We start from the raw sequence: 22,249 nt of genomic DNA, 5'->3' as shown, positions 1-22,249 counted from the left end.
ATTTACATCATCCCTTTCAAGAATACAAAACTATAAAGGAATATCCAGACAACATCTATAAAGTGCCAGTAAAGAGAGAAAATAAATGCTTTATTGGCTGTCCTTTCATTTATCCCATCTCTTTTTATTTGTAGTATGATTAATGTACCCCATAAAATACCGAACGCTACGTGAGCTCCATGCGTTCCTAAAAGAGTGAATAGGATTGCAGTAAAGCCACTAGTTTGTAAAGTTGCTCCCTCATGAATGTAGACAACAAAATCGTAAATTTCCACTCCTAAAAATGCTAAACCAAGTACAAGAGTTGCCGCAAAAAATGCAAGCATAGCTTTTTGTTTCTTCAGTCTCATCGCATTTATAGCTAATCCTATTGTAAAACTACTTCCTAATAACAATATTGTCTCAATAACAACAGGTGTAATTTCAAATATTTCTGCACCAGTTGGCCCGCTTCCTGTCCGATCTACAAGTGTAAAATACGAGGCAAAAAGCGTTCCAAATAGTGCTATTTCTGCACCAAGGAATATCCAAAAACCAAGAATGTTTAAGCGATTTTGTTGGGTACTATATTCAAGAGGCAATGAATTATCAATCTTCATTATTTTGGACCTCCCAACGAGTCTTCAATTTTTTCTACTGTTTCCTTAGAGATATACCTTCCATTGTCTTTTTCAGTGGAACGCAATGCTAAACAAATAAATATAGCTACTGTTGCTAGGATTAAAAGTATCCAAAGTGCGAATACAAATGCAAAGCCCCAAATAAAAAATAGGAATCCAAAAATAAATGGCATGCCACTATTATTTGGCATGTGAATCTTTTCAATATTACCTCTAAATAGTTTGTATCCCTTTTTCTTGGAATCCCAGAAGGCCTCGGTTGAATCAACTGTCGGAGTGATTGCAAAATTATACTCTGGTACAGGTGATTTAGTTGCCCACTCTAACGAGCGAGCGTCCCATGGATCTGACGAAATATTTCTTGGTGAATTTTTGTAACTGTATAAAATATTGTAAACTATTAAAACAAATCCTACTAAAAGACCTAGAGCTCCTATAAAGGAAATCATATTCCAGATACCGAAACCAGTTGACTCAGAGTAAGTGTACATTCTTCTAGCTTGTCCATCTAAACCTGATATGAACATTGGGAAAAAGGCTACACAAACACTTATCGAAATAAACCAGAACGCCCATTTTCCAATTCTCTCGTTTAGCATGTATCCAAACATCTTTGGCCACCAATAAGTAAGACCAGCAAGCATTGCGAATACAACCCCAGGAATTATAACTAAGTGAAAGTGAGCTACTAAAAACATGGTATTGTGGTATTGATAGTCAGCACTGGCCATTCCAAGCATTACTCCTGTTACCCCACCAATTGTGAAAATAGGAATAAATCCTAAAGAATAAAGCATAGGAACTGTAAATTCAATTTTCCCTTTTCTAAGCGTAAACAGCCAGTTAAATATTTTGATACCGGTTGGTACAGCAATAGCCATAGTTGTGATAGAGAAAATACTATTAACCAAAGCGCCTTGTCCCATAGTGAAGAAGTGATGAACCCAAACTAAAAAGGACAGAACAGATATAGCCACTATGGAAATTACCATTGACTTATAACCATATAGATTTCTTCTTGCGAATGTTGGTATTATTTCACTGTATATTCCGAACGCTGGTAATATGAGGATATATACTTCAGGATGTCCCCAAACCCAGAATAGGTTTGCCCAAAGCATATCCATCCCACCATCAGTGGTTGTGAAGAAGTTAGTACCAAAAAGTCTATCCATTGTCCCCATAATTAACGCTATTGTTAAAATGGGAAAGGCAAAAACAATAATTAAGTTTGTAATCAATGCTGACCAAGTAAACATCGGCATTTTCATAAGAGTCATTCCTGGAGCTCTCATTTTTAGTATAGTAGTAACAAAGTTAATACCTGTTATCAATGTACCAATCCCAGAAATTTGTAAAGCAATCATGTAATAATTGGTACCTACTGACTTACTAAAATCTGTACCCGCTAGTGGAAAATAAGAAGACCATCCTGCATCTGGAGACCCCCCTACAACGAAAGATATGTTAAATAACATAGCTCCAAAGAAATATAACCAGAAACTAACGGCATTGAGCCTAGGAAAGGCTACATCTCTTGCGCCAATTTGTAATGGTACAACAAAGTTCATAAGTGCCATTATAAAAGCCATCGCCATAAATATAATCATAACTACACCGTGTGTAGTAAATACTTCATTATATTCCTGAGCATTCAATAAATTATTATCAGGAACAGCTGTTTGTGCCCGCATCATAATGGCATCTGCTCCACCACGGAAGAGCATTAGTAATGCGGAGATTAAATACATAATCCCTATTCTTTTATGGTCTACAGTTGTAAGCCACTCTCTCCATAGATATCCCCATTTCTTTGTATACGTAATAAATACTAGGATGCCTATCATGGTAAGGACTATAGCAACCATTGAAGCATAGATTGTTGGCCCAGGATTGGGAACAGCAAACCTATCAAAAAAATCCATGTAATAGTACTCCTTTCAAGAAAAAATAATTTTATTTGAAGAATATATAATTAATGGTCCATTCCTTCCATATCCATATCCTCCATGTCCATATCTTTTGTATTTTCTGTGTCTTCGTTTTTCTCTTCGCTAGTAGATTTTTTCATATCATGAGGTGGTGGTGAAAAGCCTAAATGAGTACCATTGAAAGTCAACTGACCTAAGTGTCCAGGATTTAAAAGCTCCTCAAATTTATCTTCTGTTAGCGTGTCAGCAGTATCCTTTACTTCTGATATCCACTTTTCATATTCTTCCTTTGACATTGCTTGAACATTAAAGGTTTGTTGAGCAAATCCTTCACCAGTAAAATTTGCGTTACGTCCCATATATTCTCCAGGAACATCGGCTGCTAAATTTAATGTGTTTAGCATATCTGCCATTGCGTACTTTTGCCCACCTAGCTGCGGTATCCAAAAGCTTGATATCGGGCCATAAGAATATAACTTAAACTGAATCGGGCGATCTGTAGGAATGAACAAATAATTAACGGTTTCTATATTTTCTTCTGGATAACTAAAATGCCACTTCCAGTTGGAAGATGAAGCGTAAATTACTAACGGCTCTTCCTTGTATCCTTTAGGTACATTTTCTACCTCATAGGTTGACTTAATGGTTATAAAAGATAGGAATGCCACTATCAGAATGGGAATAGCAGTCCATATAATTTCTAATTTAATACTTCCCTCGATATGAGGTGGTTCATAGTCCTTGGATTGTTTAGAAGCTTTATATTTCCAAAGCATATAAAAATATAAAGACAAAACTACTATAACTACGATTGCCATTGTCCAAATGGAAATTTTAATGACATCTGCAGTTATTCGACCTTGCGGTCCCTTTGGATCTAAAACCATTAAGGGCTCACATGCCGTTAAAACAACAAGACTAAGTAAGGTTGCAAAATATAAGATTTTTTTTAATTTCATATTTATTTTCCTTTCCTTGTAAAATTAAAGTTGATTTCTCCTTTCTGAATAATGCATACATGAACATTTAAGCATATTTAAATAAAAACATATGCGCAATTATTCATTTTAGTGTTAACTATACCTTTTAAGTTAGATTACACTACTCTCATAATGTTAACACAATAAAAATCATAGGAATGTGACAAAATATTGAAGGAAATTTATTCCATAACAGTTTGGTTATTACTATAATTTTTTGTTTCTATACTCTATAATTATATATGTTCATGTAAGCATGTTTAGATAAAGCTTATAATTACTTGAAACATTTTTTAATATTAATATTTCTTAAATTAGGTGGTGTAAAAATGAGGGTCTCCTCTATAAAAGAAACAAGAGTAGAGATAAGTTTTTTATTTTTCTATCTCTTATCAGTTTTCTTTCTTTGGATAAAAACGTATCTGGTCCAGTTCACTCAGTTTGACTTAGGAATTTCCAACTTAATGCAGCAATTTTTATTACTATTAAATCCACTCGGTTCAGCATTATTCTTTTTAGGTATTTCAATGTTATTTAAAGCTAAAAAGAAGTACTTAATCTTAATTTCCATGTATCTATTTTTATCTTTGTTACTCTTTGTAAATGTTCTCTATTACCGATTTTTCAACGATTTTATTACTTTGCCCACATTAACCCAAACTCAAAATTTTGGAGATGTAAGTGGTAGTATATTATCATTATTAAAACCTTATGATGTTCTGTTTTTTCTAGATTTATTAATTCTTATTCTTTTCCTAGTCTTTCGGTTAGTTAAAATAGATATGAAAGAACCTAGAAGAAGAACTAAACTAGGTATTTTTACAGTTACTATGATTTTTTCTATTTTAAACCTCGTTTTAGCTGAAGTTGACAGACCACAATTGTTAACAAGGGGATTCGATCGAAATTACATTGTAAAATATCTGGGGTTATATAACTACACTATTTATGATGGCATACAGAGTTCAAAAGCATCTGCCCAAAGGGTCATGGCATCAAGTGATGAAATGACGGAAGTAATAAATTATACTAAATCAAATTATGCAAAACCTAATCCAGAATATTATGGTATTGGCAAAGGCATGAATGTAATTTACTTTCATTTAGAATCGATTCAAAACTTTGTTATTAACTACAAATTAAATGGAGAAGAAGTTACTCCATTTTTAAACTCATTAACGAAGGAAAAAAATACTTTATATTTTAAAAATTTTTTCCATCAAACTGCACAAGGAAAAACATCTGATGCAGAATTCATGGTAGAAAATTCTCTATATGGCTTACCTAGTGGTTCAGCCTTTACCATGAAAAGTGGGAACACCTACCAAGCAGCACCGGGTATTCTAGGGCAGAAAGGCTATACTTCAGCAGTATTCCACGGAAATGCAGGCAGTTTTTGGAACAGGAATGAGATGTATAAATCATTAGGTTATAACAACTTTTTTGATGAAAGCTATTATAGTGGCATTAACGAGGAACAGATGACTGATTATGGAATTATGGACAAGCCCTTTTTTAATAAATCCATTCCATTGCTTAATTCTTTGAAACAACCTTTCTACGCAAAATTTATATCTGTTTCTAATCACTATCCTTATTCCATAAATCAAGAAGAAACTACTATCCAAGCAAATAATACAGGTGATAAGTCAGTAGATGATTATTTTCAAACTGCCCGCTATGCAGATGAAGCACTTGAAAATTTCTTTGATTACCTAAAGGATTCTGGTCTATACCATAATTCCATTATAATTATGTACGGGGATCATTACGGTATCTCCCAAAACCATAACTCAGCAATGGAAAAGGTTATAGGGAAAAAAATAACTCCATTTGAATCAGCTGGCTTGCAGCGTGTACCACTATTTATCCGTGTACCTGGACAAGAAGGTGGAATTAAAGAAGAGTACGGGGGTCAGATAGATTTATTGCCTACTCTTCTACACCTTCTTGGTATGGATACAAAAGAGTATATTCAATTTGGTTCAGACTTACTGTCAGAAGAACATAATCAACTTGTACCTTTTAGAAACGGTGAATTTGTTAGCCCAACCATTTCCTCAGTTGATGACAATTTTTATAACTCGGAGACAGGAGAGTTATTAGAAGCTGATAAAATTGAAGAAGCCATTGAAACTCAAAAAAAGGTTGCTAACATCCTATCCCTTTCAGACCAAGTGGTTAATGGTGATTTATTAAGATTTTATACACCTAAGAACTTTACCCCTATCGATCCTTCTCAATACATTTATAAAAAATTTGAGAACGATGAGTAATTAATAAAGAAACCTGATAGTCCACTGGGATTATCAGGTTTCTTTATATTTTTTATTTATTTTAATAGCAACCTTTTTAACAAGATTGCTCTAAAAGTCGATTAATGGTAACAATTAATTTCTCATCGTCATGCCTATAAAAGTTCTCTGTACCTTTTTTGCACTCGATATAATTTATATTTTTCAAGTAGTTTATCTGGTTAGAAACCATTGAGTTAGACATTTTAAGTCGATCGGAAATTTGGTTAACCGTTAAGTCCTTTTTGTAAATTAAAGATAAGATTTTTATTCTTGTTGGATTGGTTAACACCTTGCATAGTTGAGAAACTCCTTTTATATTCTCATCCGATAACAAAGAGAGAACTTCTTTCCTCATCACTTCCCCCACCTTCTTTTCCTATACATAAATATATTCTTACATGAACAGATATGCATATATAAAGGATATCTGAAAAACATTTTCTTTGTCAATTAATTTATTTTTTATTGAGGACTCTACCCACTTTATCTTATACAAGTAAAGTCCATCCTCTTCCCTTAAACAACTTTTCTATTTTATTTTTGCAACTATATATTCTGCATCGTATCCAACTCCTTGAAGTAAAGCAGAACCACGTCTATGCTGCCACGGTAAACCTATAAAATATAGACCTTTAATATTGGTAACGCCTCGTTGATGAATTAGTTTTCCATCCTTATTGTATAAATCATCTATGTTCAGCCAAGGTAATGAATTTGTAAAACCAGTAGCCCAAATAATATTGTTAACTTCTAGTGATGATAAATCTTTAAATATTACTTTATCGCGATTTATAACCATTACTCTTTCTTTTAATTTCACCTTATTTCGTTTAATGGCATCTCTCAGTTCGAATCCAAATATAGGATCACCCTTTTTTTGGATGAACCCTCCCAATAAAGAATTCTTACTTGCACTTAAAATTCCCAATTTATCAAACCACCAGAAAATGCTTTTTTGTTTAAAAATTAATGGCAAGAATACTAATTTATTACTATGTGCCAAGTATGTTTCTTTTTCTTCGGATAGTTCAACTGCTATTTGAGCACCGCTATTTCCACCGCCTACAACTAAGACATTCCCATCCTTTAACTGCTGTGGATTTTTATACTGAGAAGAATGCACTTGATAAATCTCATTAGATAAATCACTGGAGAATGACGGTATCATAGGTGTTTGAAAGGGACCTGTGGCAATAACTAGATTACGTGTCGTGTACGTATCTCTATTTGTACATACTACAAATTCCTCTTCTTGTTTTGTTATACTTGTTACTACTGTTTGAAATTTAATAGGTAGTTCAAACTTTTTAACATATTGTTTCAAATAAGAAGCTACCTCATCTTTTGTAGGGAACCCATGCTTATCTCCTTCCATTGCAAAACCAGGTAGAGAACTATATATTCTAGGAGTAAATAAAATCAAGGAATCATATCTGGACTTCCAACTCTCCCCTATTTCTTTTCCTTTATCTAAAATAAGAAAATTCATACCCGTTTCTTTTAAATAATAACCCATGGAAATACCAGCCTGGCCCGCTCCAATAACTAGTGTGTCCAACATTGTATTTATCCCCCTTAATATATAACAAGAGGCTGGGACATAACTAGCCTCTAAAAAAGAGAAAAGTGAATTTGAGGTACTCAAATTCACTTTTCTCTTTTTTTTCGTGTTAATTCTTCTATTATCTTAGTTAATGGCAGTGAATTTTCTTAAATTCACTGCCATTAATGCGAGGCCCATTTCGTTTTCCACCTTCGATTTTCCTCGTACAGAAAATCGAGTGAAACGCAAATTAGCCTTCAAGAATCCAAAAACTGGTTCCACATCGGTTTTGCGTTTTCGATAGATGGCACTCGTTTTCTCTTCTGAAAGCTTCGCTCTCACATATTCTTTTTGCTGTTCCCATTTTTTGTTCACCATTAGTTTTCGATTGTTTCCTTCTTTTGCCTTGGTACATGATGAACGGAATGGGCATCCTGAACAGTCTTCGCACTCGTAGATTTTGAAACTCCTTTGGAAACCTGTAGCGTCGGTTCGGACAGAATGATATTGAAATTCTAAACGTTTCTGATTAGGGCACGTATATGTATCGGTTTCTTGATCATATACCCAGTTATCAGGATTAAATGTATTTTGTTTGTACTTTTTCTTTTGTTCCTTCAAAAACATGTTATATGTTATCAGTGCTTCTCGGTTTCTGTTTGAGAGAATATCACTAAAGTTTTGTTCACTACCATAACCTGCATCTGCAACAATATGTTTCGGTAACTCGAAATAATGTTGCTCTATCTCATCTAAAAATGGAATTAACGTACGTGTATCTGTTGGGTTTGGAAATAAACTATAAGCAAGCGCATATTGACCTTCCGTTGCGATTTGTACATTGTAACCAGCTTTCAATTGCCCGTTTTTCATATAATCATCTTTCATTCGCATAAATGTCGCATCTAGATCTGTTTTAGAATAGCTATTACGTGGTCCAAAGATTGTAAAATCCTGTTGGTACTTCCGTTTTCTCAAGACAAAATCAATCAACTGTTTACGCACTTGTTTCGGGTATTTTCGTTCACTTCGTAAGGCTTTTCGTTCAGTAACGTCTGAAGATTCTTCAATTTGTTTATCATATTCGGTCACTACTTCGTCTACTTTTTGAACCATTTGAGTGAGCTCTCCAAATGATAGCTGTTCATCACTTTCCCGTTCAATTTGGGGTATGATTTCGTTCTCAAGCAACTCATTGTACAACTGGTTTGACTTATCAATTAAACTCTGATGAAATTTCTCAATCGCTTTCTTCCAGACAAACGTAAATTTATTCGCATTCGCTTCAATCTTTGTACCATCGATAAATATCGCTTCTTGATCGATCAGTTTTTCTTCGATCAATTGGCAGCGAAATTGGATGAAACATTGACGAATTAAATCTTTTACTTCTGGTTGAACGCGAAATCGGTTAATTGTACGATAGCTTGGTTCATACCCTTGAGCTAACCACATCATACGGATACTGTCTTTTAATAGGGCCTCCATTTTACGCCCTGAAAAGACAGATTGAGTGTAGGCACATAGAATAATTTTAAGCATCATGCGTGGATGATAGGCAGGACAACCTTCATTTCGAAGAAATGGTTCAAACGCTTCTTGAGGGATACTTTCCACTAAATGATGGACATGGAAGGCAATATCATTATTTTGTAATTTTACTTCTAAATCTAAAGGTAAAACGATTTGATTCATGGTATAATCTTTAAACATAAGGATCCTTCTTTCTGATTAGATTTTGTTGTGGTGACTTTATTTTATCAGAAGTGATCCTTATTTTTCTTCAAAAAAGTAAATCAAAGCCTGTGAAATTTTACTATGAGTAAAATTTCACAGGCTTTTTCATTTCAGAGGAGGGTTATGTCCCAGCCTCTTCTTTTCTAATTAATGATGATGATGATCATGGGCTGGTTCACCTTTTGCTTCACAAAGGATTGAATTTTCATGGTTATGTGCTAAAGTTTCCATTTGGATGGTTACATGAGTAATCCCCTTGTGTTCAAGTGCATGTTCTATTTTCCGAAGAATATTTTCACCTTCGGCGATAGTTAATTGCTTATCAACGACAGCATGGCAAGACATTGCATTCAAACCACTTGTGATGGACCATATGTGTAGGTCGTGAATAGAGTGTATTCCTGGTGTTTTACTAACTGTGGTAATAATGTCCTCTACGTCTACATTTGAAGGAGTTCCTTCCATAAGAACGTGAATAGCATCTTTGGTTACATAGTAACCACTTCTTAAAATAAGAGCAGCTACTAATACACTTGCCAATGGATCTGCCCAACCCCATCCAAAAAACATGATAAGCAATGCAGCTATTATGGCACCAACTGAACCAAGCATATCACTAATAACATGTAAAAAGGCACCACGCATATTTAAATTGTTTTCTGTATCTCCATTTCGCATCATAATCCAAGCTACCAATATGTTAACAAGTAAACCAATAATACTAATATAAAGCATACCTGTTGTTGCTACCTCTGGTGGATTGGCAAAACGGTTAATTGCCTCATAAAAGATATAAAGAGAAATAAGTATTAGAGTAACTCCATTTATAACAGCTGCTATTATTTCAAAACGTTTATACCCAAAGGTTTTACTATGACTAGCTGCTCGCTCCCCTAATTTAAATGCTATGAGTGCAATCAACAATGAAATGGAATCACTTAACATATGTCCTGCATCGGATAGAAGCGCAAGACTATTTGTAACAACTCCTCCTATTGCTTCAATTACCATGTAACTCGTAATAATAATAAAAGAAATGAAAAGCACCTTTTTGTTTGATCCACCTGTATGATTATGACTATGACTATGATCATGCCCCATTATAATAATACCTCCTTAATAAAACATCTGATTATATACTACCCCAATAAAATAAATGAATGTATTTTAGCGCACACTCTTGAAACTAAAAGATGTTATATATTCTTCTTATTACAATATATGAACATATATTCATATAATTATTATATACTCGTCTTTATTAAAAGTCAAAAAAATTCTATAATATGTAAAATCTAAATTAAAAAAGGGAAATAATCCATAAGATAAAAAAGATCAATTCATTAATTGAATTGATCGAAGGAAATAGGAACTTTTCTTCCAATTAAGTTTTTATTCCATGCTAAGCATTAATGAAATATACAAACTAATAACGGACAGGAGACACATACAGAACGATAAAATCACATGCCTTTTATTTATAAAGGAAAGTACTAATAAAACCAAAAAAAGTAAAGCAAATATTAACAGTATGATACTGTTTAAATGAATGCTTATTTGCACCTGTATATCAGGTACAACATCTCCTCTAAAAAAGAGTGAAGTCATTTTGGAAATAGTTTCATTTGTAATAGCTGTTTCTTTTGGCGGTGATTGTTGACCTAATGCCGCTGTTGCAGAAAAAATCAACAATATAACAATACTTTCTACCTTTACCCATGACCTCGGCTTAAATTTTATATCTTTTTTTAATTTGTTTCTAATAAGAACTCCATTGATCATTGCATAGACAAGTAAAGGAATAATCAAAAGATGTTTCAATAATAATGCTTGCCCATAAGGTATCATCCATGAATTAAAGTAGCTTTCATAGTCAACAACAAGGTCCATTAATAAAAAACCAGATATTATTGTCAAACCTAAACAAAAGATAGCAGTTGGTGTAAACCAACTTAAAAATGGAAGCCAATTAGATTCGCCTTTGGAAAACCAACTAACTACAAGAATTACACCAACCCAAACACTGACTGCTGTAAAATGGACAGTATCACTAAAAAATCCTTTAATCGGACTTATTGAACTAGCATGACTTGACCAACCCATGGAACATATTAAGATAAAGGTAAGCAATATCCCTATAAAGTTGTGCGACTTCTTTTCATTATCAGAATGTAACAAAAAGAAGAAGAATATAATAGAGACAATAAAACAAAAGAACCAGGATTTCCCTGTTTCAAAAGTTAATAAAACCAAAGGTAAAGCCTCTAAGAACCCACGTAATGAACTTAAGTACAAGATGAGTTGCAAAACGGGTATAAATGAAAATATTACTATCCCCCCGAGGGAGAATAGTAATATTTTTTTAGGTACATGCACCACTGGTCGGTGCTTATTAGGTACAAGATCGAGAATAAAGCTCCCCATTAGCATGGCATAACAAACATATAACAAAGCTTGAGTAAGAGTACCTATAATCACCATTTTTTATTTCTTCCTTTTTATAATGAAGGCCGCAGCTATGATAAGAAGGATAATTCCTACTAAGATTATTATTGCAGGAATTAAAACAGTGGAAGGGTCTGAATTTCTCTTTTCATAAGCAGCATGTTCCTCAGGAGTCATGGAGGAATGATCCACTTCTTCCTGTGATTCGTCTTGTGTGGATTCCTCCGTTACAGATTCATCTGTTGCTTTTTCCTCCGTTACACCAGTATTTTCTTCTTCTGTAACAGGCGAATCAACTATAAATGAATATTCCCCTTCTATAACATGCCCGTCTACTCCAATAATTTGCCATGTTACATCATAGTTATCATTCTCCAAAGGTGAAGACAACCTTCCAGTCATTTGGTCATCTGATAACTCAATATTTTGAACGGAAATTTCCTTTCCGGCTGAATTCACAAGAGTAAATGTACTTCCCTGTTCAATTTTCGTCTCAAATGTGAGTGTTAATTGATTAAATTCTTCCTTTACTGTCTCCCCATTTTCTGGTGAAGAACTTTTTAAACCTGTATGTGCAAAAGCATTATTTGCATTTAGAAAAAACAATCCTACTAAAAGTAAAGAAATGACTTTCTTCATCGTAACCCCCTATGAATTTATATTATATTTGTAGAAAAAACATTAACACTATTTTAGTAGTGCTATCATTATTATACATAAATTAAAATTTATTAAATGTGTCTATTTATTGAAGTTTTATTTTTACATATGAATTATATACGGACATACGTTTTACGAGCCTGAAAAATTCGAATCATTCTTATTATGATACACTAGTAGATCACCACTTGATGCCTCACCCTTCGGGTCCTTAAATACAATAAAGAAATAATGAAAGTTATATGTAAATAAGGATGCAGGTAAAAAAGGGAACTTCTGACTGGACAGAAGTTCCCTTTTTTACCTGCATCTTCTATATAAACACATAACATACTTTAACTTTTGATTTAATTCTTTATATTGAAAAGTAAGTAATTTAAGTACTGACAAAAACCAATATTTAAAGTGCGTTTTGTTAAAGTTCTTTCCTTATTAACCATATAACCACAATTGCAAAGATAAGAAATAGCCCCATTAATGTTACTAAGATGTTTTTGTCATCTGTATTTTCACTTATACCATCATTATTATTTTGGACTTGGCTTTTTTCCTCTTCATTAGTGATTTGCTGAGTTGTATTTTTTTCTCCCTCTTTTTGTTCTATTTGTACAAGAAAGTTAATTTCACCTCTTATTGGATGACCATCTTTCCCGACAATATACCATTCAATCTTATACGAGCCATTGTCTAAAGGTTCTGTTAAGGTTCCAATCATTTTTTTGCTTTTAACTTCAATATCAATAAACGAAATTTCGGTTCCATCCTTCAAAAGTTTCATTGTGCTTATTTCGTTTATAGTTGTATTAAAATAAAGGTTAATTTGATTGAATTCCTCGGTTAATATTTCTCCTTCTTTTGGATTAGATGATACAATGCCTGAATGAGCACTAACAATTGAAGGTGATATCATTAATATACATAAAACGAAAAACAGAAATTTTTTCACGATATATATTCTCCTTTCTGCATTCTTAATATGTTCATATGTATTATCTAAGGAAATGTGACAAATACATTAACTAATGAAACCCAATCATTATATTTTTTATTTTGTGGAAGTATACCCAGATCCAAAAAGTAAAGTAGCTGCTATTCGTAGGTTTGTGAAGAAATTCACTTAAACTATCCTGCCCCTATAGCGACAAAAGAAGCATCTTATTTATTATAGGAATGTAGCACGATCTTTCTAAAGAATTTTTCATTAGGTTTTATTGATAAATGTTAAAAACACCACTAGAGCAAAAATAATAAACTTAGGGAAACACTATTTAGGACTTGCTACTCAAGATTTATTCTAAGAATGGTTTAATTAATTCCTGAATTTCGTCGTCATCCAATCTCTCGGACATTTCTTCGAAGAACTCTCCAACCGGTAATAATTCCACTGAAAAATCCTTATATAGCTCTTTAGAAACATGCTTTAAAACTTTATAGTACTCTGCAGCTAGTTGATATAAATCATTCTCTTTGGTATCCCTTTCTGGTAGTAACCTATTAAATATATATAACCTTTCAATAGTCATCTCATAGTTATTTAGCAGGGCAGTTATTGGGTCTGGAATTGAAAGTGTTTTTATTTCAGTCATGTATATCCTCCTTCGCATATATCTACATAATTTCTAAAAAGCGAAATTTTCATTATAAATCTGATTTACTAGCCATATGGATTACATCATCTTCTGTTAAATTTAGTAAGTTCATTCAAATATTCACCAAAAAATATGTAAATCCTTCTTTAACTCTCCTGCCCCGTTAGTTCTAGAAGAACTGGCAAGATTACGATGAATACTATTCGTTTTTAAATAACTTTATTGTTTATTAAACAACTATATAGTTGTTTAAAGGGACATTATTATTCGTGAACACCAATATAAATAAAAAAACCAGTATTAACAATAGTTTGTTAATACTGGTATTATGACAAGCCATACTATAATTGACCACATTAATTAAAATTTGCGATGATATCTAGATGAGTTAAATGCGTTATCAATTATATTTATTTTAACGGTATCCTTTTTAATTACTCCATTCTTATACTTTACTTCAAATTCAAATTTAGCTTCTCCTACTTTCAACATAGTTGGATAGTACTGATGTTTTTCTTCATAAAGCGAACCATTATACAATATATTAGTTACTTTATTTAAATCAACAGGAGAGGTAGTATTTTTGTTATCCATTTGAACCGCGGATAAAGTACTCTTTACATAAATAGTTTCATAAGGTGAAGTATCTGCTTCAAGTAAAAACTTTTCACCACTAAAAAATTTATCTAGTGTATTTCCAAGTTTCTCATGCTTTTTCTTCCAATCGGCTGTATGATTTACATGTCCTTTTATGATTAGTGGTTTAGCATAAAAGGATATATCTACAGTCGTTTTATCATGGCCATCATCCACTTCGGTAGTAAAATCATAATTCCCTACGTCTGGAACAAAAACATAACAAACCTCTTCACCAGAGTTAATATTTGATTTTGTTAAAACGGTTTGTTTATTCCCATAATCCTTTTCTAAAAATAATTTAACTGTCATTGGTTGTTTATCTAAATCAATTACTTTTATACAAACATTTACGGTATCACCTTCATATACATCCTTTGGTGTATATGTAAGAGTAACTTGTGGTGGTCTATTGGTAATCTTTAGAGTTTTCTCTTTTGTACCTGTAGCTCCATCATCATCTGTAACAGTTAATTTTATTTTATAATCTCCCACCTTAGTGAAAATATTTTTAGGATTTTTTTCAGTCGAGAATTTGGTCCAAGTCGTTTTATTTGGTTCCTGATATTCCCATATATTTGTTAATGGATCACCGTCTGTATCAAATGACTTGTTAGTGAAAGAGACAGTGGTATCATTATAAATGGTTGTTGGGTTCCAAGTAAAATCCGCAACAGGAGCTCGATTTTTAACAGTAACATTTTTAGTCACGTTGTGACTAGCTTCTCCGTCTGAAACCGTTAATCGGACTTTCCAAACCCCTTTCTTATTTAAAGTGTAAGAAGGGTCCTTAGAAGTAGAAATAGTACTCCAGGTAGATTCATTTGGCTTCTGAGCTTCCCACTTATACGTTAAAGAATCTTTATCAGCATCGGTAGACTTATTAGTAAAAGAAACGGACGTATCATTATAGATGGTACTAGGATTCCAAGTGAAATCTGCTACAGGTATCCTGTTTTGAACAGTAATGTTTTTAATCACATTATGACTAGCTTCTCCGTCTGAAACTGTTAATCGGACTTTCCAAACCCCTTTCTTATTTAAAGTGTAAGAAGGGTCCTTAGAAGTAGAAATAGTACTCCAGGTAGATTCATTTGGCTTCTGAGCTTCCCATTTAAACGTTAGAGAATCTTTATCAGCATCCGTAGATTTATTAGTAAAAGAAACGGACGTATCATTATAGATAGTACTAGGACTCCAAGTGAAATCTGCTACAGGTATCCTGTTTTGAACGGTAATGTTTTTAGTCACATTATGACTAGCTTCTCCGTCTGAAACCGTTAATCGGACTTTCCAAACCCCTTTCTTATTTAAAGTGTAAGAAGGGTCCTTAGAAGAAGAGATGGTACTCCAAGTAGACTCATTTGGCTTCTGAGCTTCCCATTTAAACGTTAGAGAATCTTTATCAGCATCCGTAGATTTATTAGTAAAAGAAACGGACGTATCATTATAGATGGTACTAGGATTCCATATAAAGTCAGCAACCGGAGTTCTATTCTGCACAGTAACATTTTTAGTTACGTTGTGACTAGCTTCCCCATCTGAGACAGTTAAACGAACTTTCCAAACGCCCTTTTTATTTAGAGTATAAGAAGGTTCTTTTGAAGTGGAAATGCTACTCCAAGTAGTCTCATTAGGTTTCTGAGTTTCCCACTTATACCTTAGAGAGTCACCGTCAGCATCTGAAGATTTATTACTGAAGGAAACAGAAGTATCATTGTAAATGGTACTAGGACTCCAGGTGAAATCAGCATTCGGCGCTCTGTTTTTTACAATAATATTTTTAGTCACATTATTGCTTGCTTCCCCATCGGAAACAGTTAGACGAACTTTCCAAATCCCCTTTTTATTTAGGGTATAAGAGGGATTTTTAGAAGTCGAAATCGTACTCCAATTAGTGTCATCAGGCTTTTGAGTTTCCCACTTATACGTTAGAGAGTCACCGTCAGCATCTGAAGATTTATTACTGAAGGAAACAGAAGTATCATTGTAAATGGTACTAGGACTCCAAGAAAAATCGGCAGCTGGTGCTCTATTCTGTACAGTAATATTTTTAGTTACATTATGGCTGGCCTCTCCATCTGAGACAGTTAAACGAACTTTCCAAACGCCCTTTTTATTCAAAGTATAAGGAGGGTCTTTAGAAGTAGAAAATGTACTCCAGGTAGTCTCATTAGGCTTTTGAGTTTCCCACTTATACGTTAATGAGTCACCGTCGACATCTGAAGATTTATTACTGAAAGAAACAGAAGTATCATTGTAAATGGTACTAGGATTCCAAGTGAAATCAGCTATTGGAGGTCTATTAATAACATATAAGGCATGACCGACAACACTTTCATCTTCTCCATCAGAAACAGTGAGTTTAAAGGTGTAGTCTCCCTTTCCTATAGTGAAACTTGACGGCGTTTTTGCAGTAGACACAGTCACATAATTACTATCTGCGCTGCCATATGGTTTTCTTACCCAGCGATATGTTAAAGAATCTCCGTCAGGATCTGAAGAACTATTAACCATCTTGATTGGTGTATCATTATAAATAGTATTGGAAGGATCCCATTCCCATTTTGCAACAGGAGGCCTGTTATTTACATATAAAGCATGTCCAGCTTCTGCCTCTTCTTTTCCATCAGAAACTACTAATTTAAAGGTATACTTTCCTTTTGCAATCTTAAAGCTAGATGGCGTTTTAGCAGTTGATATTTGAACATAATTACTATCAGCTGATCCATATGGTTTCCTGTACCATTTGTAAGTTAAAGGGTCGCCATCGGGATCAGACGAATTGTTTATCATTTTGACAGTTGTATCATTATAGACGTTATTGGAAGGATCCCATTCCCATTTTGCAATAGGAGGTCTATTTGGTTGAAATGATAATTTAGCTTGATCTCCTTTAAAAGTAAAATATGCGGTATTTGCCCATTTGGTTTTATTACTATCATGTGGACTTCTAACTCCATACCAAACAGCTGTTTGTGATTCTTCAAAATCGACTTTTGTATAAGTTTTCCCTTGAGTGAAGTATCTGTTATTACCTAATTCATCAATGACAGAGGGTGCACTTTCTCTGGGCGTTTTCCTTCGTAATACACCTTCTGCATTCATTTCTAAGGTATTAGTATTGGTACCACTTGAAAGCGATAACTTTCCTCCCTCATATGCTTTATTACTAAATTCGAAAGGAAGAATAAGTGGCGTATACACAATTTGATTTTGCACTTTTTTAACGATAAATAAATCCCAATTAGCTTTTTCTTTTTTATTGAAAAGCTCTTCTAAGGGTAAATAAGCATTAAAACTTACATCTTGATATTTCATATTGCAATCATCGTTCCATCTATTTGTTGCACTAGATGGACATTGGTTCCATATGCCAGCCCCTTGATTATTATATTCTAGATCCTCAGTTGCATCTAAACTTCCTTGAACTGTTTTATAAATTTTTACTGTGCCGATACCACTATCACCAGATGATTTTCTAGCAACTATATACGTATCTTGGTTAGAAGAGGTATGTTCACGATGTCCAAATAATACTGACCAACCCGAAAATCTAATATATTTTTGACTACCTTTCCCAAAATTTTTTGTTGTAACTTGATAACCATTTGTAACAAACTTGTCTGAATATACATCGTAAACTATTTTTCTTCCACTAGTCATAGTGAAATCTTTTGATCCCATTAGGTTATTCCAATTATTCTTAACCGTTGATGAAACATTATATATATCTTCATCACCAGTACTTGCGTGAGCATGATGCTCTTGAATAAAAAGTAAAAATAAAAAAAATAAAATAGGAATCAGAAAAAAAATCTTTGCATTTCTCATTTAAATCCCGCTTTCTATTCTTTGTAAAAAAATTAACATTTCACCTCCTAATAATAAAAAACGACCCAAAACTAAAGCAGTTTATTAAACTACTTCGTCTTGGGTCGTTCCCATTTAATATAAAAGTTTATATTAAATATTTTAAAGCAAATTAAATGGGGAATCAATAAATAACAATTTTAAATTTTTAATTTTTTCTTTCTAATAATGAAGATTACTGCAGCTCCGATAATTAGTACTCCTACTACCGAAATAATTATTGGGAGTTTACTAGATTTAGACTCATCTTCATCTAGAATTGAAGAACGAGTTGCTTCTTCTTTAATATTATCATTGTTTTCATTTGTAATATTGGTATCCATGTTATCTTCCTTGTTTTCAGTAGAAGGGTCGTTTTTATCAGAACTTTCTTTTTTCTGCTCAGTTTCCATTGTGCTTTCTTTTGTTTTATTATCATTTTTATCAGTAGATGTATTACTTCCTTCCTTTATCTTTGTTACAGAGGCAACAACTTTATTTTCCTCGTTATTGCTTCTATCGGAAGAACTACTTTGACTTGATTTTGATGAACTATTGGAAGAAGAACTGCTGTTTGTTTTTTTACTTTCTGAATTATTGCTTGTTCCACTTGATTTTGATAGATTAGTTGAGTTGCTTTTACTAGAACTCGATTTTGAAGTATTAGTTGAGTTATTTTTACTAGTATTGGTATTGCTTGAATTTTTACTACCTGTAGAAGTAGAAGGTTTTGTTGCTTTATTATCAGAATTCGGTTGTGTAACCGGTTTGGACTCTGGTTTAGGCTTTGGTGCAGGTTTAGGGTCTGGTTTAGGCTCAGGCTTTGGTGTAGGTTTAGGTTCGGGCTTTGGCTCAGGCTTCGGTGTAGGTTTAGGAGTTGGCTTAGTAGCAACCCTGTTAATATAAACCGTTAATTCTGCATGAGTGTGTTTATCTGAAAAAACGGGTACTATAAACTTTTGACCACTTTTTGTTACAGATTGATGAACCCCACCAAAAATATTAAAAGTATCTGCAGCCTTTGCATAATATCCATACACTATATCTCTGCATAATCCACTTGCATTTGCTGGGTTAGCTTGTGTAGCCTTATCTGAATTAATTGTCATGCTACAGGATGCTAAAGGTAACTCATCTGCAAGCAAATGCACTGGTTTTAATACTCCTAAAATTAGTATTAATGTTAATAACGTTATTACTCTTTTCATATAAATTTCCCCTCTCAATTTTTTTACTTTATTTTTTGTCCTTTATAAACGAAAAAAAGCGATCCAATGGGACGTTTTAATGGATCAGAGTATAATCACCCTAATCAACTTCTAAAACATAGTCCCAAAGAACCGCATCTTTTTTCATTAATCGAATAGCCATTGATGGCACAAAAAATAAAAAATAGTATTGATATGCCTTAATTATACCCGGTTCTTAAGATAATTTCATTATAAAAGTAAAAAAAATTGGTTGTTTTAACCATGTTCACTGTTTATATCGGATAATTTTGGAATATTAAAAGAAAAAACCATACAATTAGCATGGTTCTTTTATCCTGTTATTTATTTTTATACTCATAAACCGCTGCTTGTCGTATCATTGCAAGATCTCCTTTGAACCAGCGGGGGCTTTCAGTAGTTACAATGGCAATTACACAAGGACCTTCTACGTTTTCGAATACCTGGTAGTTATCGTTATAATATACAAACGGATAGGTCCTGGATATACTATCATCAATAAATTCTAGATGAACTAAGTACAATTCTTTCTGAAAAAAAGAGTTTGCGGTAGGTGTATAAACATAGCCCTGAGAACTTTTAAGTTTTAAATTATTATTTAAACTATTTTTAAGATTTTCTAATGATTTTTCTTTATCAAAGATTATCTTTCCTTCAGATAATGCAGCTGGATTAATCGCAAGACCAGCATCATGAACTGCTAATTCTAAAGAGTTCTTTAATTGTCTAGAAGCGGTTTTGTCTGTATCTAAATTAAGCTGTAATTGCATAATTAATGCAAAAAGTAGTGCAAATAATAAAGTTCTTAATGTTGTACTCATTATATACTCCTAATATTCGCTTAAGATTTTGGTGCTTTTTGAAATAGTTCTAGGACCTTGGTTGAATATATTAAGAATAAATATAAAAGTTCGTGGCACTTCAATAGTAGCTTCTATATATTCGTTTCGAGGGGTTAATTTAGATGTTCCTGTGATGATAATTTTAGATTCGTCAAAGTTATAACCCTCTACTAGAGTTTTTTTCATTTCCTTAATAATTTCTGGTGTTAATCTGCCTTCAATAGATGCTTTTTTTGCTCCTTCAGTTAAAGTAACTTCAATTGCTTCACGATGCATACTATCAATTGATGCTAATATTGGTGTGAATATAAGGTTTACTGTGATAAACAATACCATCCATTCGGCTAACGTTCTTGCCATTTAGAACACCCCTTTGAAAAAATCAAAGGAGCGGTAAACTCCTTTGACTGTAAATGTTGATCTTTTAATTATTACTAGATACACCAGCACCAGTAGGAAGGTTGCTTTGTGCTCCGTTAATTTTTGCGGAATAAGTAGTAGTATTTGAACCTACTAGATTGTATCCGATGAAGAATAAGAATGCGCTAATTGTTACTACTGTAAGTCCGATTTTCAAGAATTGAGCTAAAGTTGTGTTCATTTTTAAAATTCCCCTTTTACAATTTGATTTTTATTTGATGTTCATTTTGTAGCATATCTTGATACTGATTGTTTTTTGCTTTATAAGCATTAAATGAGGTTCCTAAAATTAAATAAGTCATAATGGATACAATTGCTGCCATCATCATAAATGTTAATAGTGATTTATTCATAATAATATCCCCTCGTTATCCACCGCTTTTTGCAGTATATAGAGCCATAGAATCAGAGAAACCAGATAATTCCTGATACAAAGCTACAAAAATAAATGTACTTATCACAATGGCTGTAATGGCGACTTTCATGAAAGTACTTAGCGACGTATTTATTGTTGGTCACCTCCTTAAAAGAATAATAGATTCCACCTTTACATTTGTGATTTATCTAATATAGCTATTACCATCATTACTACTACAAGTACAAAGTTTAATATATGAATAAAATGTGTAGCTTTGATAGGAATTTTTAATAGATCTGTTGTTATTTTTCTTTTTCTTCTGTAATTTTCAACTTGTTTTTTTGCAAATGTTCCATGCATTCCATTTAACTGTTCAAGTGCGGTCTCTCTTTTCATACTGTCTAGATTTTGTAAAACTCCGATTAGCGCCTCGCTGGGTTTAGAATCTAAGTGTTTAGAAAATTGTTCTAATGCTTTACTTGGTCCATCACTAGTCCATGAACTTAGTAATTCCGTTAACGGTTTTTGTAGCAAATAGAAAAATGGCTTTATATTTTGCAAAATACTATAAGTATTAAGACGATGGACAGTCATCATTTCTATTTCGTTAATGATTAAATCATAGAGCATAAAAATCTCTGAATGTAATTTCGATGTTTGATAGTCAATGGTTCTTTTCATGATATAAACAAATAACGAAATAGGATTACTAGGAAGAGCGAAAACAAATAGAAGTAATATAACAGCAGCCTTTGGTGCAAGATAATCCATATTCCCTAATAAAACCGGAAAAACTATGTAATAAAGAACTAAAAATGCTGTTACTGAATATAGAATTAAATAGTATTTAATACCATTTAGTCCTAATGGATACTTTGCTTGTTTAAACCATTCCTCGGCTTTAGAATTTTTAGCAAGTCCTAAAATAGAGTTCTTATTTTTTTGTAAATTGCTTTTGAACCGTAAACGGTGTTGCATTCGTTCAGATGTTGAGTTCATTCCCAAATACACTAAATATCCTGAAGTAAAAGACAGAACAATCACAACTAAGTATTTAAATACATCTATGTATTTAAATAATAGAACTTCTGATTCCATAAAAATTTTACT

Annotated in this window: 19 protein-coding genes; 1 reads left to right on the top strand and 18 read right to left on the bottom strand. The window is 33.0% G+C overall.

Annotation, left to right across the window (positions count from 1 at the left end):
- Positions 1 to 2: 2 nt before the first annotated feature.
- From qoxC to qoxA, 3 genes are read right to left on the bottom strand one after another with little or no spacing between them, the layout of a single operon-like run.
- Positions 3 to 599 carry a cytochrome aa3 quinol oxidase subunit III gene (gene qoxC, locus NYE52_RS22815; protein WP_016205116.1) on the bottom strand — a complete coding sequence of 199 codons (597 nt, stop codon included), beginning with the start codon at positions 597 to 599 and terminating at the stop codon, positions 3 to 5.
- A complete protein-coding gene (qoxB, locus tag NYE52_RS22810; protein WP_016205117.1) occupies positions 599 to 2,545 on the bottom strand; it encodes a cytochrome aa3 quinol oxidase subunit I in 1,947 nt (648 codons plus the stop codon). Before qoxB ends, qoxC begins: the two co-directional genes overlap by 1 nt.
- A gap of 50 nt (positions 2,546 to 2,595) precedes the next feature.
- On the bottom strand, positions 2,596 to 3,510 hold the full coding sequence (qoxA, locus tag NYE52_RS22805; protein WP_152112368.1) for a cytochrome aa3 quinol oxidase subunit II: 915 nt from the start codon (positions 3,508 to 3,510) through the stop codon (positions 2,596 to 2,598).
- A gap of 350 nt (positions 3,511 to 3,860) precedes the next feature.
- Here qoxA and NYE52_RS22800 point away from each other — a divergent pair, with 350 nt between their 5' ends.
- On the top strand, positions 3,861 to 5,807 hold the full coding sequence (locus tag NYE52_RS22800; RefSeq protein WP_016205119.1) for an LTA synthase family protein: 1,947 nt from the start codon (positions 3,861 to 3,863) through the stop codon (positions 5,805 to 5,807).
- Between the two features lie 76 nt (positions 5,808 to 5,883).
- Here the strand turns inward: NYE52_RS22800 and NYE52_RS22795 are convergent, their stop codons facing one another.
- From NYE52_RS22795 to NYE52_RS22725, 15 genes are all read right to left on the bottom strand, one after another.
- The gene (locus NYE52_RS22795) at positions 5,884 to 6,183 is read right to left on the bottom strand and encodes an ArsR/SmtB family transcription factor (RefSeq protein ID WP_016205120.1); all 300 of its coding nucleotides are present in this window, start codon (positions 6,181 to 6,183) and stop codon (positions 5,884 to 5,886) included.
- A gap of 174 nt (positions 6,184 to 6,357) precedes the next feature.
- The gene (locus NYE52_RS22790; protein ID WP_016205121.1) at positions 6,358 to 7,389 is read right to left on the bottom strand and encodes a flavin-containing monooxygenase; all 1,032 of its coding nucleotides are present in this window, start codon (positions 7,387 to 7,389) and stop codon (positions 6,358 to 6,360) included.
- Positions 7,390 to 7,515: 126 nt separating this feature from the next.
- A complete protein-coding gene (locus NYE52_RS22785) occupies positions 7,516 to 9,084 on the bottom strand; it encodes an IS1182 family transposase (protein WP_016205122.1) in 1,569 nt (522 codons plus the stop codon).
- Positions 9,085 to 9,255: 171 nt separating this feature from the next.
- On the bottom strand, positions 9,256 to 10,209 hold the full coding sequence (locus NYE52_RS22780) for a cation diffusion facilitator family transporter (protein ID WP_016205123.1): 954 nt from the start codon (positions 10,207 to 10,209) through the stop codon (positions 9,256 to 9,258).
- A gap of 291 nt (positions 10,210 to 10,500) precedes the next feature.
- Positions 10,501 to 11,361 carry a copper resistance D family protein gene (locus tag NYE52_RS22775; RefSeq protein WP_016205124.1) on the bottom strand — a complete coding sequence of 287 codons (861 nt, stop codon included), beginning with the start codon at positions 11,359 to 11,361 and terminating at the stop codon, positions 10,501 to 10,503.
- A gap of 231 nt (positions 11,362 to 11,592) precedes the next feature.
- A complete protein-coding gene (locus NYE52_RS22770; RefSeq protein WP_016205126.1) occupies positions 11,593 to 12,192 on the bottom strand; it encodes a copper resistance CopC family protein in 600 nt (199 codons plus the stop codon).
- Between the two features lie 436 nt (positions 12,193 to 12,628).
- Positions 12,629 to 13,159 (bottom strand): copper resistance CopC family protein, encoded by a 531-nt coding sequence (locus NYE52_RS22765; protein ID WP_016205127.1) that lies wholly within the window; start codon positions 13,157 to 13,159, stop codon positions 12,629 to 12,631.
- A 343-nt stretch (positions 13,160 to 13,502) separates the two neighbouring features.
- Positions 13,503 to 13,799, bottom strand: coding sequence for a hypothetical protein (locus NYE52_RS22760; protein WP_016205128.1), 297 nt, complete (start codon positions 13,797 to 13,799; stop codon positions 13,503 to 13,505).
- A gap of 363 nt (positions 13,800 to 14,162) precedes the next feature.
- Positions 14,163 to 18,272: a PKD domain-containing protein gene (locus NYE52_RS22755; protein ID WP_152112366.1), complete on the bottom strand. Its 4,110-nt coding sequence runs from the start codon at positions 18,270 to 18,272 to the stop codon at positions 14,163 to 14,165.
- A 179-nt stretch (positions 18,273 to 18,451) separates the two neighbouring features.
- Positions 18,452 to 19,498: a hypothetical protein gene (locus tag NYE52_RS22750; RefSeq protein WP_016205130.1), complete on the bottom strand. Its 1,047-nt coding sequence runs from the start codon at positions 19,496 to 19,498 to the stop codon at positions 18,452 to 18,454.
- A gap of 341 nt (positions 19,499 to 19,839) precedes the next feature.
- Positions 19,840 to 20,340: a hypothetical protein gene (locus tag NYE52_RS22745; protein ID WP_016205131.1), complete on the bottom strand. Its 501-nt coding sequence runs from the start codon at positions 20,338 to 20,340 to the stop codon at positions 19,840 to 19,842.
- A gap of 9 nt (positions 20,341 to 20,349) precedes the next feature.
- Positions 20,350 to 20,721: a hypothetical protein gene (locus tag NYE52_RS22740; protein ID WP_016205132.1), complete on the bottom strand. Its 372-nt coding sequence runs from the start codon at positions 20,719 to 20,721 to the stop codon at positions 20,350 to 20,352.
- Between the two features lie 64 nt (positions 20,722 to 20,785).
- Complete coding sequence (locus tag NYE52_RS22735; RefSeq protein WP_162837589.1) at positions 20,786 to 20,962, bottom strand: hypothetical protein; 177 nt, start codon at positions 20,960 to 20,962, stop codon at positions 20,786 to 20,788.
- Between the two features lie 16 nt (positions 20,963 to 20,978).
- Positions 20,979 to 21,134 carry a hypothetical protein gene (locus tag NYE52_RS22730; protein ID WP_193224519.1) on the bottom strand — a complete coding sequence of 52 codons (156 nt, stop codon included), beginning with the start codon at positions 21,132 to 21,134 and terminating at the stop codon, positions 20,979 to 20,981.
- A gap of 194 nt (positions 21,135 to 21,328) precedes the next feature.
- Positions 21,329 to 22,237 carry a hypothetical protein gene (locus NYE52_RS22725; protein ID WP_016205133.1) on the bottom strand — a complete coding sequence of 303 codons (909 nt, stop codon included), beginning with the start codon at positions 22,235 to 22,237 and terminating at the stop codon, positions 21,329 to 21,331.
- Positions 22,238 to 22,249 lie beyond the last annotated feature (12 nt).

This window comes from Niallia sp. FSL W8-0635, from assembly GCF_038007965.1.
GTDB lineage: Bacteria > Bacillota > Bacilli > Bacillales > Cytobacillaceae > Niallia.
Note: the sequence above shows the minus strand (reverse complement) of the source record. Positions and strands in the feature narration are given on the sequence as shown.